Below are 14,530 nucleotides of genomic sequence, written 5' to 3' on the forward strand. Positions count from 1 at the left end.
CGCCGCCCGACGATTCAGGCCGGCACGGTGACCGGCGGCTTCGCTGCACCGTCCGCCTGCCGTGCGGCCTCGGTGAGTGCATCGCGCAACGCGGCCAACGCGGCCGACGCATATCCCTGGCGCCACGCGAGCAGCGTATCGATGCCTTCCAGTTCGGGGATCACGTGCGCGGTGATGTTGCCGGTCTCGGGCTGCAGGTCGAGCACCGAACGCGGCGCGACCGCGATGCCGGCACCTGCCGCGACGCACGCGACGATCGCGTGATACGACCCGAGTTCGAGCACGCGGGCCGGCTTGACGCCGTGCCCCGCGTACCACTGCTCGACGTACTTGCGATACGTGCAGCCGCGCTCGAACGCGATCAGCGTCGGCAGGATCACGTCGCGCGGCGTGCGCACCGGCGGGTGGCCGCGCGGCGTGAGCAGCACCAGGTCCTCGCGGAAGACCGGCACCGTCTCGAACGTGTCGGGGAGCGTCTCCGGCGCGGGCGGGCGGCCGAACAGCGCGGCGTCGATCTCGAAGTCGCGCACGCGGTCGATCAGCCAGCCCGTCGTGCCCGTCAGCAGCTCCAGCGACACGTCGGGCCACGCATGGTGATAGCGCGCGAGCACGGTCGGCAGGCGGCTCGCGGCCGTGCTCTCCATCGTGCCGAGCCGCAGCCGCCCGCGCGGCGTGTCCTCGCGTATGGCGTCGCGCGCCTCGTCGGCGAGCGCGAGCAGGCGCTCCGCATACGGCAGCAGCGTGTGCCCGGCCGGCGTCAGCACGAGCCGGCGGCCGTCGCGCACGAACAGCGCCGCGCCGAGTTCCTCCTCGAGCTGCTTGATGCGCGTCGTGACGTTCGACTGCACGCGATTGAGCTTGGCCGCCGCGCGCGTCACGCCGTTCTCGCGCACCACGGCCCGGAAAATCGCCAGCGCCGCCAGGTCCATGATTCTCTCCGAGCGATGATTGGATTCTCAATTATTCATTTTTCGAGAACGTTTGGTCAAGCTAGGATGGAAGCATTCCGATTTCCGATCCGGCCGGCGCGTTGAACGCCGGCCCTTGCCGCCATGTCCCGCTCCGATACCCCGACCGCCGCCGCCGGCGCGCCTTTCGTCGATGATGCCGACCGCCGCGCCCGCACGGCCGCGCTGGCCTGCATGGTCGGCCTCGCGGTCGTGCTCGGTGTCGGCCGCTTTGCGTTCACGCCCTTGTTGCCGCTGATGCTCGCGGACGGCTCGATCGGCCTGAAGGCCGGCGGCTGGCTCGCGTCGGCGAACTACGCGGGCTATTTCGTCGGCGCGGTCAGTTGCGCGGCGCTACGGGTGGCGCCCGCGCGCATGGTGCGCGTCGGGCTCGTGGCCACCGTGCTGCTCACCGCCGCGATGGGTGTCGGCCACCTGCTGCCGGTGTGGCTCGCGGTGCGTTTCGTCGCGGGCGTCGTCAGCGCATGGACGTTCGTGTTCGTGTCGCAATGGGGGCTGCGCCGGCTGGCCGACCTGCATGCGCCGGAGTGGAGCGGGGTGATCTATGCGGGCCCCGGCGTCGGCATCGTGGTGACGGGCCTGATCGGCAGCGCGCTGGCCGGCCAGCGCGCGGCGTCGGGCTGGCTCGGTTTTGCCGCGCTGTCCGCGGTGCTGTCGGTCGTGATCTGGCGCACGTTTGCGGCCACCCCGGCGCAAGCCGTGCCGTCGGGCGGCGCCGCGCCGCAGGCGGCCGCCGCAACCGTGTCGCACCACGCGCACCAGCGCCATCGCGCGGACGCCGCTTGGCTCGTCGTGCTGTACGGCATGCCGGGCTTCGGCTACATCATCACCGCGACGTTCCTGCCGGTGATCGCGCGCGCCGCGCTGCCGGCCGGCTCGCCATGGCCCGACCTGTTCTGGCCGATGTTCGGCGCGGCGCTGATCGTCGGCGCGATCACCGCCGCGCGGCTGCCCGCGCACTGGGACAACCGGCTGCTGCTGGCGGCCGGCTGCACGACGCAGGCGCTCGGCATTGCCGCCGGGATCGTGTGGCCGAACGCGGCCGGTTTCTCGGTCGGCAGCGCGCTGCTCGGCCTGCCGTTCACCGCGATCACGCTGTTCGCGATGCGCGAGGCGCGGCGGCTGCACGGCGAACGGGCTGCCGGGCTGATGGGCTACGCGACCGCGTCGTACGGGGTCGGGCAGATTCTCGGCCCGCTCGTCGCGGCGCCGCTCGCCGCGCGCTTCGGGTCGTTTTCCCCCGCGCTGTGGGTCGCGGTGGCCGCGCTGCTGCTGGGCGCCGCCGGTTTCGCGGCGACCGCCGCACGCGGGCGGCGGCAACCCTGATGTCGGCGGGGCCGGATCGTCTGCGGCACGGGCAAACTCGCTAGAATGAAGCCTTTCCCGCGCCGAGCGGGTGCGCGGGCAGCCGGCAGGCGGCCGTCCGGCGCCTGCCAGATTCCCATCGATGACCACCGCCGATTACCGCTTTTGCCCGCGCTGCGCGAGCCCGCTCACCGAGCGCGCCGATCCCGACCATGAAGGCGGCCGCATTCGCCAGGCGTGCCCCGACGACACCTGCGGCTATGTGCACTGGAACAACCCGCTGCCCGTCGTCGCGGCGATCGTCGAGCTCGACGGCAAGATCCTGCTCGCGCGCAACGCGGCCTGGCCCGAAGGCATGTTCGCGCTGATCACCGGCTTCCTCGAGAACGGCGAGACGCCCGAGGACGGCATCGCGCGCGAGGTGTTCGAGGAAACGGCGCTGAAGGCCGAGCACGTGTCGCTGGTCGGCGTCTACGAATTCATCCGCAAGAACGAGCTGATCATCGCGTACCACGTGCGGGCGTCGGGCACGGTCGCGCTGTCGCCGGAACTGCTCGAATACAAGCTCGTCGATCCGCCGCTGCTGCGCCCGTGGCGCGCCGGCACGGGCGTCGCGCTCGCCGACTGGATGCGCGCGCGCGGCCTCGATTTCGAGTTCGTCGACCGGCCGGGGCAGTGACGGGCCGGCCCGTCAGCCGCGTTGCATCCGCCGTGCCGCGAGCGATCGCGGCGCGGCGTTCCGCTACCTGCCGGTGCGCCGTGTCCCGCGGCCGCCGCGCGTCGTCCACCTCGCTTCCCTCGTCCTGACCGCCATCGCCATGTCCGACAAGCCGCAACCGCGCCCGCGCGACGCCTATCGCCACTTCCTGCCGATCACGACCCGCTGGATGGACAACGACGTCTACGGGCACGTGAACAACGTCGTCTACTACAGCTACTTCGACACGGTCGTGAACGAATACCTGATCCGCGCCGGCGTGCTCGACGTCGAGCACGGGCAGACGATCGGCCTCGTGGTCGAGACGCAGTGCAACTACTTCGCGCCGCTCGTGTTCCCGCAGTCGGTCGACGCCGGGCTGCGGGTCGTGAAGCTCGGCACGTCGAGCGTGCGCTACGAGGTCGGGCTGTTCGCGCAGGGCGACGCCACGCCCGCCGCGCAGGGGCATTTCGTGCACGTGTACGTCGATCGCGGCACGCGCCGGCCGGTGCCGCTGCCCGATGCGCTGCGCGCCGCGCTCGAGCCGCTCGCGGCCTGACGGCGCGGTGCACGCGTTCGCGCTCCAGGCCTTCAACGGCCTCAGCTACGGCTTGCTGCTGTTCATGCTGTCGGCCGGCCTCACGCTGATCTTCAGCGTGCAGGGCGTGCTCAATTTTGCGCATGCGAGCTTCTACATGCTCGGCGCGTACGTCGGCTACAGCATCGCGGCCGGCGCGGGCTTCTGGCCCGCGCTGGTGCTCGCGCCGCTCGCGGTCGGGCTGCTCGGCGCCGGCTGCGAACGCATGCTGCTGCGCCGCGTGCAGGCGCGCGGCCATACGAGCGAACTGCTGCTGACCTTCGGCCTCGCGTACCTGATCGGCGAGGGCGCGAAACTCGTGTGGGGCCTCGCGCCGTTGCCGGCGCCCGTGCCGGCGCTGTTCGACGGCGCGCCCGTGACCGTATTCGGCCTCGCACTGCCGCGCTACCGGCTGTTCATGATGGGGATGTCCACGGCGATGCTGGTCGCGCTCGGCGCGCTGCTGCGCGCGTCGCGCATCGGGCTCGTCGTGCGCGCGGCGCTCACGCACCGCGCGGCCGTCGAGGCGCTCGGCTACGACGTGCCGCGCGTGATGACGGCGCTGTTCGGCGCGGGCACCGCGCTCGCGGCGCTCGCCGGCGTGATCGGCGCACCGCTCGCGGTGATCGAACCCGCGCTGGCCGAAACGGTCGGGTCGGTCGTGTTCGCGGTCGTCGTGATCGGCGGGCTCGGCTCGCTCGGCGGCGCGTTCGCGGCGTCGCTCGCGGTCGGCTTCGCGCAGACCTTCGCGGCCGCGAGCGACACGTCGCTGCGCGACCTCGCGGAATGGGCCGGCATCGCGCTGCCCGACAGCGTGGCCGCGGTGTCGATCGCGCAGCTGGCGCCGCTGGTGCCGTACCTGCTGCTCGTCGCGGTGCTGGTCGCGCGGCCGCGCGGGCTGTTCGGCGAGCGTGCCGATGCGTAACCGCATGCTCGCCGGCGTCATGCGCTGGTCTCTGTTCGCCGCCTGCGTCGTGCTGCCCGCTTGGCTGTGGCCGCATGGCGCGATGCTCGGCTATCTCGCACAGACGGCCGCGCTCGTCGTGCTCGCCCTGTCGTACAACCTGCAGCTCGGCACGACCGGGCTGCTGTCGTTCGGGCACGCGGCGTTCGCGGGCCTCGGCGCGTTCGCGGCCGCGCACTGGTTCAACCACTTTGGCGGCCCGCTGCCGCTGTTGCCGCTCGTCGGCGGCGTGGCCGGCGCCGCTTTCGGCTTTGCCGCCGGGCTGCTCGCGACGCGCCGCTCGGGCACCGCGTTCGCGATGATCACGCTCGGGCTCGGCGAGTGCGTCGCCGCCGCCGCGTGGAGCGTGCCGGCCTGGTTCGGCGGAATCGGCGGCGTGCCGATCGACCGGGCGAGCGGCACGCCGTGGGGCGGCTGGCATTTCGGCGCACCCGTCCAGGCGTATGCGGTGATCGCCGCGTGGTGCCTCGCGTCGGCGTGGGCGATGCACGCGCTGACACGCACGCCGCTCGCGCGGCTCGCGAATGCGGTGCGCGACAACCCGGTGCGCGTTGCCGCGCTCGGGTCCGATCCGCGCCGCGTGCGGCTCGCGATGGTCACCTGCGCGTCGTTCTTCGCCGGCGTCGCCGGCACGCTGACGCTGATCGACGTCGAGATCGCGACGCCCGACAGCGTATCGATGGCGCGTTCGGCGACCGTGCTGATCGCTGCCGTGATCGGCGGCACCGGCGCGTTCTTCGGGCCGGCGGCCGGTGCGGCCGTGCTCACGGTGCTGAGCATCGTCGTCGCGGGCGTATCGCGCGCGTGGGCGCTGTATCTCGGCGTGCTGTTCGTCGTGGTCGTCGTGGCCGCGCCGCGCGGGATCGCCGGGATCGTGCAAGCGCTCGCGCAGGCGTTGCGGCGCGGCGCGCCGGCGGCCGAACGGTGGCGCATGCTGTGCGCGGTCGGTGCGTGCGTGTTCTGGGGCGTCGCTGTCGTCTGCGCGGCCGAGCTCGGCTACGCGTGGCGCTTCGCGCAGGACGACGGCGCGGGCTTCGCGTTCGGCGCCTGGAGCGTCGACGCCGATACGCCGGCCGGCTGGGCCGTCGCGTGCTCCGCGTTCGGCATCGGCACGCTGCTGTGGGGCTGGCGCACGCGGCTCGCGCCGGGCGGGCAGGCCGGCCAGCGGGAGGACGGGCGATGAACGGCAACGCGATCGCGCTGCACGGCGTGGTGCAGCGCTTCGGCGCGCAGGCGGTGCTCGACGGCGTCGAACTGAGCATCGCGGCCGGCGAGCGTCATGCGCTGATCGGGCCGAACGGCGCGGGCAAGTCGACGCTGTTCGGCGTGATCGCCGGCGCGGTGCGGCCCACGCGCGGGCGCGTCGTGCTGCATGGCGTCGAGCTGCGCGGGCGCGGGCCGGTCGTCGCGAGCCGGCTCGGCATCGGCCGCAGTTTCCAGCAGACGAGCGCGTTCGCGCGGCTGACCGTGTTCGACAACCTGCGCTGCGCGGCGCTGCATGCGCCGGCTGAGCGGCGGCGCTGGTGGAACCGGCTGCGCGAATCGACATCGGTCGATCTCGCGGCCGCTCGCGTGCTGCACGACATCGGCCTCGATGCGCACCGCGACACGCCGGCCGGCGAACTGAGCTATGCGGAACAGCGCGCGCTCGATCTCGGGATCGCACTCGCGAGCGGCGCGCGCACGCTGCTGCTCGACGAGCCGACGGCCGGGATGAGCCGCGCGCAGGCGGCGCGGATGATCGCGCTGATTCGCGCGACGACGCAGGGGCGCACGGTCCTGCTGATCGAACACGACATGGATGCGGTGTTCGGTTTCGCCGAACGCATCACGGTGCTCGTGCGCGGCACGGTGGTCGCGACCGGCGCGCCCGATGCGATCCGCGCCGATCCGGCCGTGCGGGCCGCCTATCTGGGCGAGGGCGGCCCATGAGCGCGCTGCTCGATATTCGCGACCTGCGCGCATGGTACGGGCTGCAACCCGTGCTCGACGGCGTCGATCTCGCGCTCGCGCCAGGCGAGACGCTCGCGCTGCTCGGCCGCAACGGCTCGGGGCGCTCGACGCTCGCGAAGGCCGTGATGGGGCTCGTGCGCACGGCCGGCTCGGTGCGCATCGGCGGCGCCGAATGCGTGGGGGCGCGCACGTTCGAGATCGCGCGGCGCGGCGTTGCTTACGTCGCCGAAAGCCGCGACGTGTTTCCGCTGCTGACGGTACGCGACAACCTGCGGCTCGGGCTGCGCGGCGTCAGCGGCGTGGCCGAACGCACGGCGCTCGAACGGCTGTTCGACCGCTTTCCGTTGCTGGCCGCGCGCGCGGACGTGAAAGCGGGGCGGCTGTCGGGCGGCGAGCAGCAGGTGCTCGCGCTGGTGCGGGCGCTGGCCGGCCGCCCGCGCGTGCTGATCGTCGACGAACCGGCCGAAGGGCTCGCGCCGCTCGCCGTCGACGAAGTCGGCGCGTGCCTCGCCGCGCTGCAGGCCGACGGTGTCGCGATCGTGCTGATCGAGCAGCGGCTGCAGTTCGCGCCGCGGCTCGCGCGGCGCGTCGCGGTCATGGGGCGCGGACGGATCGTCTATGACGGCGCGCTCGACGGCCTGGGCGGCGAGGTCGCGAACGCGTGGCTGAGCGCCGGCTGACGGCGCGCGAGCGATTGTTCGGAAAACTCCGCCAGTCAATTCGCGTCGAGCCGCTTTATCGCCGCAGTACCGCACAGTAAATTGCCAGTCATACCGGTTGCATATCGACGCAACGACGCAACGACGCAACGACGCAGCAACGCGGCAACCGGCACCCTCCATCGAAAGTCTTCTGACTGAGGAATGAAATCATGAGCAAGCTGGCAAACAAGGTCGCGATCGTCACGGGCGGATCGAAGGGCATCGGCGCGGCGATCGCGAAGGCACTGGCCGCGGAAGGCGCGTCGGTCGTCGTCAACTACGCAAGCAGCAAGGCGGGCGCCGATGCGGTGGTGAGCGCGATCGTCGAAGCCGGCGGCCGCGCGGTCGCGGTTGGCGGCGACGTGTCGAAGGCAGCCGACGCGCAACGCATCGTCGATACGGCGATCGACACGTACGGGCGTCTGGACGTGCTCGTCAACAATTCCGGCGTGTACGAATTCGCGCCGATCGAAGCGATCACCGAAGAGCACTACCGCCGGCAGTTCGACACGAACGTGTTCGGCGTGCTGCTGACCACGCAGGCCGCGGTCAAGCATCTCGGCGAAGGCGCGAGCATCATCAACATCAGCTCGGTGGTGACCAGCATCACGCCGCCCGCCAGCGCCGTGTACAGCGGCACCAAGGGCGCGGTCGACGCGATCACCGGCGTGCTCGCGCTCGAACTCGCGCCGCGCAAGATCCGCGTGAACGCGATCAACCCGGGGATGGTCGTGACCGAAGGCACGCACAGCGCGGGCATCATCGGTTCCGATCTCGAAGCGCAGGTGCTCGGCCAGACGCCGCTCGGCCGTCTCGGCGAGCCGGACGACATCGCGTCGGTCGCCGTGTTCCTCGCGTCGGACGATGCGCGCTGGATGACCGGCGAGCATCTCGTCGTGAGCGGCGGGTTGAACTGATCCGGCGAGGGCGGTGCAGCGGCGCGCGTGCGCCGGTCGTGCCGCCCGTTTCGTTACGCGTGCATCGCGAGCGCGTAGCGGCCGACGTGCCACTGCAGGCTCTCGACGACGAGCGCGTGATTGTGCTCGGAGTCGAGACCCGCGATCGTCATCGCGCCGACGATGCCGGTGCCGGCGATCCGCAACGGCACGCCGCCGCCGTCGAGCGCATAGTCGTCATCCGACAGCCCCTGCGACTGCAGCGACCAGCCGGCGCGGCGAAACCGCTCGCCGACCGCGAGCGAACTCAGGCCGAAGCGCAATACCGTGTTTTGCCGCCGGCGGATCGCGTCGCTGTCGCCGGAATCGCTGCCGTCGAGCGCGCAGTAGAACAGCGGCGCTTGCTCGCCGACGATGCTCACCGCGATCGGCAGCCCGCGGCGCGACGCAAGGTTGACGGCGATTTCACCCATCCGGCGGGCGACCGCAGCATCGAAGCGCGGCAGCGCCGGGTTCGACGCGTCGTCGTCGAAGGGATGGGGTTCGAGGCGAAAGAGGGTCGTCACCATGGCGGCTCCGTGGCGTCGCCGGCGCTGGGTGCGCGTGCCGGGCGTCGCATCGTCACGGGCCGCGCGCGGGCCCGTCTTTCCATCAGCGCTTCGGGGCGTCGAGCATCCACTCGTGCGCGGGATCGTTCTTGAACGCCCACGCGCGGCTCGGCCCGGCCATCACGTTCAGGTAGTACAGCTTGTAGCCGTGCGGCGCGACCACCGGGTGGTAACCGCGCGGCACCATCACGACGTCGTGGTCCTCGACCGCGCACGCTTCGTCGAGGCTGCGGTCGTCCGTGTACACGCGCTGGAACGCGAAGCCTTGCGGCGGATCGATCCGGTGGTAGTAGGTTTCCTCGAGCGACGTTTCGTCAGGTGCCGCGTCGCGGTCGTGCTTGTGCGGCGGATAGCTGCTCGAATGGCTCGCGGGCGTGACGACCTCGACCACGAGCAGCCGGTCGGCCGCCGGGTTGTCGCCCATCAGGATGTCGCACACGTAGCGCGTGTTGGTGCCTTGCCCGCGTATCGAGCGGCGCATCCGCTCGCCGTCGAGGCGTTGCACGCGCTTGTCGCCGCTCGCGTACGGCGCGGTGCACAGCGCGATTTCCGCATCGCGCGTCGCGACCAGCTTGACCGTCTTGCCGCCCGGCACGTACAGCGCGTCCGGCGATACATCCTCGAAGACGCTGTCGCGCTTGCCGAGCGCATCGTAGGTGTTGCCGTCGACCTCCGCACGCACCGTGCCGGTGAGCACGACGACGCACAGCTCGCGCGCGCCGGTGTCGAGCGTTTCGGTGTCGGCGGCCTTCAGGCGCAGCGCACGGAAGCCGACGTGCTTCCAGCCGGCCGACTCGGGCGTGACGTTGCAGATCTCGCGGTCGGCCGAGGCCTTGATCAGCAGGGGAGAAATCGTCATGGGGTGGGGCTCCGCAACAGGATAGGGCTCATGCGTTGACGCGTTCATGCGTTCACGCGCTCAACCGGTCGACGATCGCGCGCAGCGATTCGTAACCCTTCTTCGCATACGCATAGCTCGGCGCGACGGCCGGATCCTGCTCGGCCTCGACGACGAGCCAGCCTTCGTAGCCGGCGTCCTTCAACGTGTGCAGCGTCGCCTCGTAATCGAGCGCGCCGTCGCCCGGCACGGTGAAGGTGCCGTTGATCACGCCGTTCAGGAAGCTCCAGCCGTCGTTGCGCGCCTGCGTGACGACCTGCGGCCGCACGTCCTTGCAATGCACGTGAACCACGCGCGACACATGCTTCTTCAGCAGCGTGACCGGGTCGGCCGCGCCGCCGAAATACGCGTGGCCGGTGTCGAACAGCAGGAACACTTTCGTCGGGTCGGTGAGCGCCATCAGCCGGTCGACGTCGTCGGGCGACTCGACGTACGCGCCCATGTGGTGATGGTAGGCAAGCTTGATGCCGTACGTGTCGAGCAGGTGCGCGCCGAACGCGTCGAGGCGCGCCGCGTAGCGCCGCCAGGCTGCGTCGTCGACGAAGCGCGGCCGCTTCGCGACCGGCGTGTCGATGTTGCCCTGGATCGTGCCCGCGCATTCGCCGTACACGACGACCTTCACGTCGTTGTACTTCAGCTTCGTCAGGTGCGCGCGGCAGCGCTCGATCTCGGCGGCGACCGCGTGGGCGTCGCTCATGCCCGGCTCGACCTCGGCGAGGAAGCCCGAATACCAGCCCGACACGCACACGAGCCCGAACTCGGCGAGCTTCGCCTTCAGCTCGGGGCCGGTCTTCGGAAACTTGTTGCCGAGCTCGAAGCCCGCGTAGCCGATTTCGGCGCCTTCCTTCAGCGCCGTTTCGAGCGGCGTCTCGCCGCCGAGCGACGGCAGGTCGTCGTTCATCCACGACAGGGGATTGATACCGATGCGGACGTTCCAGCTCATGACGTGCTTCCTTGGTTCGAATGTGTTGTTCGCGGGGAGGGTGCGTGGGCCGTGCGCGCGATCAGCGCCGCTGCCGGGTCTTCGCATCGAGATACGCGCGGTGCGCCGCGTCGACGCCGGCGCGCTCGGATACTTGCGGCACCGCGACTTCCCACCATGCGCCGCCGTCGTCGGTCGTGCGCCGGTGCGTGGTGTCGATCACGAGCACCTGGCTCTTCTTCGCCGCGCGGGCGCGTTTCATCTCGCTGCGCAGCTCGCCGATGTCGCGCACGTGCACGGCTTCGGCGCCCATCGCGCGCGCATGCATCGCGAAGTCGATCGTCGAGCGCTCGCCGCCCTCCGGCACGCAGTCGTCGAGCATGTTGTTGAAGCTCGCGCCGCCGCAATTCAGTTGCAGCCGCTCGATGCAGCCGTAGCCGCGGTTGTCGAGGATCACGACGATGAGCTTGCGGCCAAGCATCACCGACGTCGCGAGTTCCGCGTTGAGCATCATGTACGAGCCGTCGCCGACGATCACGATCACTTCGCGTTCGGGCCGCGCGAGTTTCGCGCCGAGGCCGCCCGCGACCTCGTAGCCCATGCACGAGTACGCGTAGTCCATGTGGTAGTTGCCCGGCGCGCCGCTGCGCCACAGCTTGTGCAGTTCGGCCGGTAGCGTGCCGGCCGCGCACACGACGAGATCATCGCGCGCGCTGTCGCGGCCCGCGTCGACCGCGGAGTCGCGCACCGCGCCGATCACTTCCGCGTCGTACGGGAGCGTGTCCTTCGGAATGCGGGTCGTGAGCTCGGTCACGCGCGCGTTCCATGCGGCGGCCTGGTCGCGGTTGCTGGCGGTCCATGCCGGATCGGCTTGCCAGCCGGCCAGCGCGGCCGACAGCTGGCCGAGGCCCGTGCGCGCATCGGCCACCAGTTGCCTGCCGCGTTTCTTGCCCGCGTCGAACGGCTGCACGTTCAGGCTCAATAGCGTCGCATTGCCGTAGAGCGCATGCGAGCCGGTCGTGAAGTCCTGCAGCCGCGTGCCGACCGCGAACACCACGTCGGCCTGCGCGGCCGCACGGTTCGCGGCCGGTGAGCCCGTCACGCCAATCGACCCGAGATTCAGCGGATGGTCCCACGCGAGGCTGCCCTTGCCTGCCTGCGATTCGGCGACCGGCACGCCATGCGTATCGGCGAACGCGCGCAGCGCATCCCACGCCTGGCTGTACAGCACGCCGCCGCCCGCGACGATCAGCGGCTTTTTCGCGGCCTTCAGCACGTCGAGCGCATCGGCGAGTTCGAGCGCGTCGGCCGGCGGCCGGCGCATCCGGATCACCGGCGGCGCGAAGAAATCCTCGGGCCAGTCGTATGCGAAGGTCTGCACGTCCTGCGGCAGCGCGAGGCACACCGGGCCGCACTGCGCGGGATCGGTCATCACCTGGATCGCGCGCGGCAGCGCGACGAGCAGTTGCTCGGGCGACGTGATCCGGTCGAAGTAGCGCGTCACCGGCCGGAAGCAGTCGTTCGCGCTGACGTCGCCCTGTTCGAAATCCTCGACCTGCTGCAGCACCGGGTCGGGCAGCCGCGACACGAACACGTCGCCGGGCAGCAGCAACAGCGGCAGCCGGCCGACGTGCGCGAGCGCGGCCGACGTCAGCATGTTGGTCGCGCCGGGGCCGATGCTCGACGTCGCGGCCATCATCCGCTGGCGGAAATTCGCTTTCGCGAACGCGACGGCCGCATTGGCCATCCCTTGCTCGTTGTGCGCGCGGAAGGTCGGCAGGCGGTCCTTTTCCGCGTGCAGCGCCTCGCCGAGCCCGGCCACGTTGCCGTGGCCGAAGATCGCGAACACGCCGCCGCAGTACGGCAGGATCTCGGTGCGGCCGTCGGGCTGGACGACTTCGGCGCGCAGGGCGGCCAGGTAGCGCACGAGCGCCTGGCTGACGGTCAGTCTCACGGTAGAGGTCATGTCGGTCGGTGAAGAGGAAAGGGTCATCGCAGGCGTCGCGTCAGGCCGCGGCGGCGCGGGCGGCCGCGGCACGGCGGCCGAGCCACGCGTCGACCAGCTGCGCGAAGTTGCCGGCGACTTCGTCGATCAGCGCCTGGTCGTCGATCCGGCCGGCGAACCAGTTCAGCGACGCATCGGCCCACAGCGTGCGCCCGACCATGAAGCCCTTGACGATCGGGTTGGTCGCCGAGCGGAAGCTGTCGACGAGGTATTGCAGCGGCTGGTTCAGCCCGAGGATCACGGCGCCCCGGCAATGCGGGTCGCGCTCGGCGATCAGCGCGGCGAGCCGCGTCCAGCCGTCGGCGGTGAGCGGCGTGAGCTTCCACCATTCGGGCTTCACGCCGAGGTTGTAGAAGCGCGCGATCGTGCGCAGCACCGCGTCGTCCTCGGTGCCGGCCGGCGTGACCGCGCGCGGCGGAATCATTTCCAGCAGCAGCTCGTTGCCGCTCGCGCGCGTGGCTTCCCACAGCTCCAGCACGCGCTGCTCCTGTTCGACGCGCAGGTCGACCGGGTCGTCCGGGTGATAGTGCACGAGGCACTTCACGACCTGTTCGGTCGGCCAGTGCGTGAGCGACGAGCCGACCGAGCGCGTTTCGTCGAAACGCAGCGGCCGCGAGCCCGGCAGCTCGACCGGGCGGCCGACCCACCAGCCGCGTCCGGTCGCCGACGCCAGCGCGTCGCTGCCGTAGCCGCCGCCGTCGATCAGCACGCCCACATGGCCTTCGATGTGGCGATCGCGCTCGACCTGTTCGACCGCGCGCACGAGCAGGCGCTTCAAGGTCTTGATCCGCGCTTCGTCCGCGCCGGCCTGCACCGCGAGTTCATAGAACTGGCTGCGATGGTCGAACGCCATCACGCACAGGTCGTCCCATTCGCGGCGCGGCACCGTCACGCGATGCAGGTGCGCGAGCGTGTGGTCGGCGTCGACCACCGGATTGCGGCTGCCGTCGAACCAGTGTGCCAGCTCGGCCGGCGTCGGCATCGCGGCGGAGCACGCATGGCGCGACACGACGATCGCGCCGCACGCGTTCGCGATGCGCGTCGATTCGGCCCAGTCGCGCCCGCGCAGCAGCCCCGACAGCAGGCCCGACAGGAACGCATCGCCCGCGCCGAGCACGTTGAGCACCTCGACGCGCTCGCCGAGATAGGTCGGCGCATCGTCGATGCGGGCGGGAATGTCGCCCTCGATCACGCAGCAGCCGAGCGCGCCGCGCTTGACGACCAGCGTCGCGTTCGTGATCTTGCGCACCGCCTGCAACGAGCCGATCACGTCGTGCGGCACGCCGCCCGCGATCAGGAATTCCTCCTCGGTGCCGACCAGCAGGTCGAATTCGCCGAGCACCTGCTGCAGCTGCCGCGTCACCTGCGCGTCCGGCACGTAGCGGTTTTCGCCCGCGCCGCGCGCGGTCAGCCCCCACAGCACCGGCCGGTAGTCGATGTCGAGGATCCGCACGACGCCGTGGCGGCGCGCATAGCCGAGCGCGGTCAGCGACGCCTCGCGCGTGCCCGGCGTCGACAGGTGCGTGCCGGTGATCGCGAGTGCGCGGCAGCCGGCGATGAAATCCTCGCTGATCTCGTCGGCGCGCACGGCCATGTCCGCGCAGTTCTCGCGCACGAACAGCAGCGGGAACGTGTCGCGGTCCTTCAGCCCGAGCAGCACCAGCGCGGTGAGGCGCTCGCGGTCGGTCTGCAACTGGCTCGTGTCGCAGCCTTCGCGCTCGAGCGTCTCGCGCAGGAAGCGGCCCATCTGCTCGTCGCCGACGCGCGAGATCATCGCGGTCTTCAGCCCGAGCCGGGCCACGCCGAACGCGACGTTGCCGGACGAGCCGCCGAGATACATCTGGAAACTGCGCGCGTCTTCCAGGCGGCTGCCGTACTGCTGCGCATAGAGATCCACGGCCACGCGGCCGAGGCAGGCGAGATCGATGGGGCGGTCACTCGGAAAGGTCAGCAGGCTCATATCACGTGTCACGCTCGCGGCCGGCGTTCGGCGATGCCGGCGGATTAGGGGACCGAACCTCGGGCGGCGCTCCGCA

At 71.1% G+C, this 14,530-nt stretch carries 14 protein-coding genes; 8 read left to right on the forward strand and 6 right to left on the reverse strand.

What is annotated here, in order from left to right; genetic code table 11:
* Nucleotides 1–14: 14 nt before the first annotated feature.
* Nucleotides 15–929, reverse strand: coding sequence for a LysR family transcriptional regulator (locus CFB39_RS07435; RefSeq protein WP_089472611.1), 915 nt, complete (start codon nt 927–929; stop codon nt 15–17).
* A gap of 123 nt (nt 930–1,052) precedes the next feature.
* Here CFB39_RS07435 and CFB39_RS07440 point away from each other — a divergent pair, with 123 nt between their 5' ends.
* The 8 genes from CFB39_RS07440 (at nt 1,053) to CFB39_RS07475 (ending at nt 8,082) form a co-directional block, all read left to right on the forward strand.
* Nucleotides 1,053–2,294 (forward strand): YbfB/YjiJ family MFS transporter, encoded by a 1,242-nt coding sequence (locus tag CFB39_RS07440; RefSeq protein WP_089472612.1) that lies wholly within the window; start codon nt 1,053–1,055, stop codon nt 2,292–2,294.
* 121 nt (nt 2,295–2,415) lie between these two features.
* Nucleotides 2,416–2,952 carry an NUDIX domain-containing protein gene (locus tag CFB39_RS07445; protein ID WP_039347430.1) on the forward strand — a complete coding sequence of 179 codons (537 nt, stop codon included), beginning with the start codon at nt 2,416–2,418 and terminating at the stop codon, nt 2,950–2,952.
* Nucleotides 2,953–3,091: 139 nt separating this feature from the next.
* The gene (locus tag CFB39_RS07450; RefSeq protein WP_089425894.1) at nt 3,092–3,529 is read left to right on the forward strand and encodes a thioesterase family protein; all 438 of its coding nucleotides are present in this window, start codon (nt 3,092–3,094) and stop codon (nt 3,527–3,529) included.
* Between the two features lie 7 nt (nt 3,530–3,536).
* Nucleotides 3,537–4,472, forward strand: coding sequence for a branched-chain amino acid ABC transporter permease (locus CFB39_RS07455; RefSeq protein WP_089473242.1), 936 nt, complete (start codon nt 3,537–3,539; stop codon nt 4,470–4,472).
* Entirely contained in the window at nt 4,465–5,694 is a 1,230-nt protein-coding gene (locus CFB39_RS07460; RefSeq protein ID WP_089472613.1) for a branched-chain amino acid ABC transporter permease, read from the forward strand. Before CFB39_RS07455 ends, CFB39_RS07460 begins: the two co-directional genes overlap by 8 nt.
* Nucleotides 5,691–6,443: an ABC transporter ATP-binding protein gene (locus CFB39_RS07465; protein ID WP_089472614.1), complete on the forward strand. Its 753-nt coding sequence runs from the start codon at nt 5,691–5,693 to the stop codon at nt 6,441–6,443. Before CFB39_RS07460 ends, CFB39_RS07465 begins: the two co-directional genes overlap by 4 nt.
* Complete coding sequence (locus tag CFB39_RS07470; protein WP_089425158.1) at nt 6,440–7,144, forward strand: ABC transporter ATP-binding protein; 705 nt, start codon at nt 6,440–6,442, stop codon at nt 7,142–7,144. Before CFB39_RS07465 ends, CFB39_RS07470 begins: the two co-directional genes overlap by 4 nt.
* Nucleotides 7,145–7,335: 191 nt before the next feature.
* Complete coding sequence (locus CFB39_RS07475; protein WP_089425159.1) at nt 7,336–8,082, forward strand: SDR family NAD(P)-dependent oxidoreductase; 747 nt, start codon at nt 7,336–7,338, stop codon at nt 8,080–8,082.
* A 53-nt stretch (nt 8,083–8,135) separates the two neighbouring features.
* Here the strand turns inward: CFB39_RS07475 and CFB39_RS07480 are convergent, their stop codons facing one another.
* The 5 genes from CFB39_RS07480 to iolC form a co-directional block, all read right to left on the reverse strand.
* Nucleotides 8,136–8,630, reverse strand: coding sequence for a heme-degrading domain-containing protein (locus tag CFB39_RS07480; RefSeq protein WP_089472615.1), 495 nt, complete (start codon nt 8,628–8,630; stop codon nt 8,136–8,138).
* An 82-nt stretch (nt 8,631–8,712) separates the two neighbouring features.
* On the reverse strand, nt 8,713–9,528 hold the full coding sequence (iolB, locus tag CFB39_RS07485; protein WP_089472616.1) for a 5-deoxy-glucuronate isomerase: 816 nt from the start codon (nt 9,526–9,528) through the stop codon (nt 8,713–8,715).
* A gap of 52 nt (nt 9,529–9,580) precedes the next feature.
* On the reverse strand, nt 9,581–10,510 hold the full coding sequence (gene iolE, locus CFB39_RS07490; RefSeq protein WP_089472617.1) for a myo-inosose-2 dehydratase: 930 nt from the start codon (nt 10,508–10,510) through the stop codon (nt 9,581–9,583).
* Nucleotides 10,511–10,571: 61 nt separating this feature from the next.
* Nucleotides 10,572–12,455, reverse strand: coding sequence for a 3D-(3,5/4)-trihydroxycyclohexane-1,2-dione acylhydrolase (decyclizing) (gene iolD / locus CFB39_RS07495; protein ID WP_089472618.1), 1,884 nt, complete (start codon nt 12,453–12,455; stop codon nt 10,572–10,574).
* Nucleotides 12,456–12,495: 40 nt separating this feature from the next.
* A complete protein-coding gene (gene iolC, locus CFB39_RS07500) occupies nt 12,496–14,454 on the reverse strand; it encodes a 5-dehydro-2-deoxygluconokinase (RefSeq protein ID WP_089472619.1) in 1,959 nt (652 codons plus the stop codon).
* Nucleotides 14,455–14,530 lie beyond the last annotated feature (76 nt).

This window comes from Burkholderia sp. AU6039 (genome assembly GCF_002223365.1).
Taxonomy (GTDB): domain Bacteria; phylum Pseudomonadota; class Gammaproteobacteria; order Burkholderiales; family Burkholderiaceae; genus Burkholderia.

What these genes read in the sequence shown, in the direction of transcription:
- CFB39_RS07435 (WP_089472611.1), bottom strand. Translation starts at nt 929, where the DNA reads ATGGACCTGGCGGCGCTGGCGATTTTCCGGGCCGTGGTGCGCGAGAAC.
- CFB39_RS07440 (WP_089472612.1), top strand. Translation starts at nt 1,053, where the DNA reads ATGTCCCGCTCCGATACCCCGACCGCCGCCGCCGGCGCGCCTTTCGTC.
- CFB39_RS07445 (WP_039347430.1), top strand. Translation starts at nt 2,416, where the DNA reads ATGACCACCGCCGATTACCGCTTTTGCCCGCGCTGCGCGAGCCCGCTC.
- CFB39_RS07450 (WP_089425894.1), top strand. Translation starts at nt 3,092, where the DNA reads ATGTCCGACAAGCCGCAACCGCGCCCGCGCGACGCCTATCGCCACTTC.
- CFB39_RS07460 (WP_089472613.1), top strand. Translation starts at nt 4,465, where the DNA reads ATGCGTAACCGCATGCTCGCCGGCGTCATGCGCTGGTCTCTGTTCGCC.
- CFB39_RS07465 (WP_089472614.1), top strand. Translation starts at nt 5,691, where the DNA reads ATGAACGGCAACGCGATCGCGCTGCACGGCGTGGTGCAGCGCTTCGGC.
- CFB39_RS07470 (WP_089425158.1), top strand. Translation starts at nt 6,440, where the DNA reads ATGAGCGCGCTGCTCGATATTCGCGACCTGCGCGCATGGTACGGGCTG.
- CFB39_RS07475 (WP_089425159.1), top strand. Translation starts at nt 7,336, where the DNA reads ATGAGCAAGCTGGCAAACAAGGTCGCGATCGTCACGGGCGGATCGAAG.
- CFB39_RS07480 (WP_089472615.1), bottom strand. Translation starts at nt 8,630, where the DNA reads ATGGTGACGACCCTCTTTCGCCTCGAACCCCATCCCTTCGACGACGAC.
- iolB (WP_089472616.1), bottom strand. Translation starts at nt 9,528, where the DNA reads ATGACGATTTCTCCCCTGCTGATCAAGGCCTCGGCCGACCGCGAGATC.
- iolE (WP_089472617.1), bottom strand. Translation starts at nt 10,510, where the DNA reads ATGAGCTGGAACGTCCGCATCGGTATCAATCCCCTGTCGTGGATGAAC.
- iolD (WP_089472618.1), bottom strand. Translation starts at nt 12,455, where the DNA reads ATGACCTCTACCGTGAGACTGACCGTCAGCCAGGCGCTCGTGCGCTAC.
- iolC (WP_089472619.1), bottom strand. Translation starts at nt 14,454, where the DNA reads ATGAGCCTGCTGACCTTTCCGAGTGACCGCCCCATCGATCTCGCCTGC.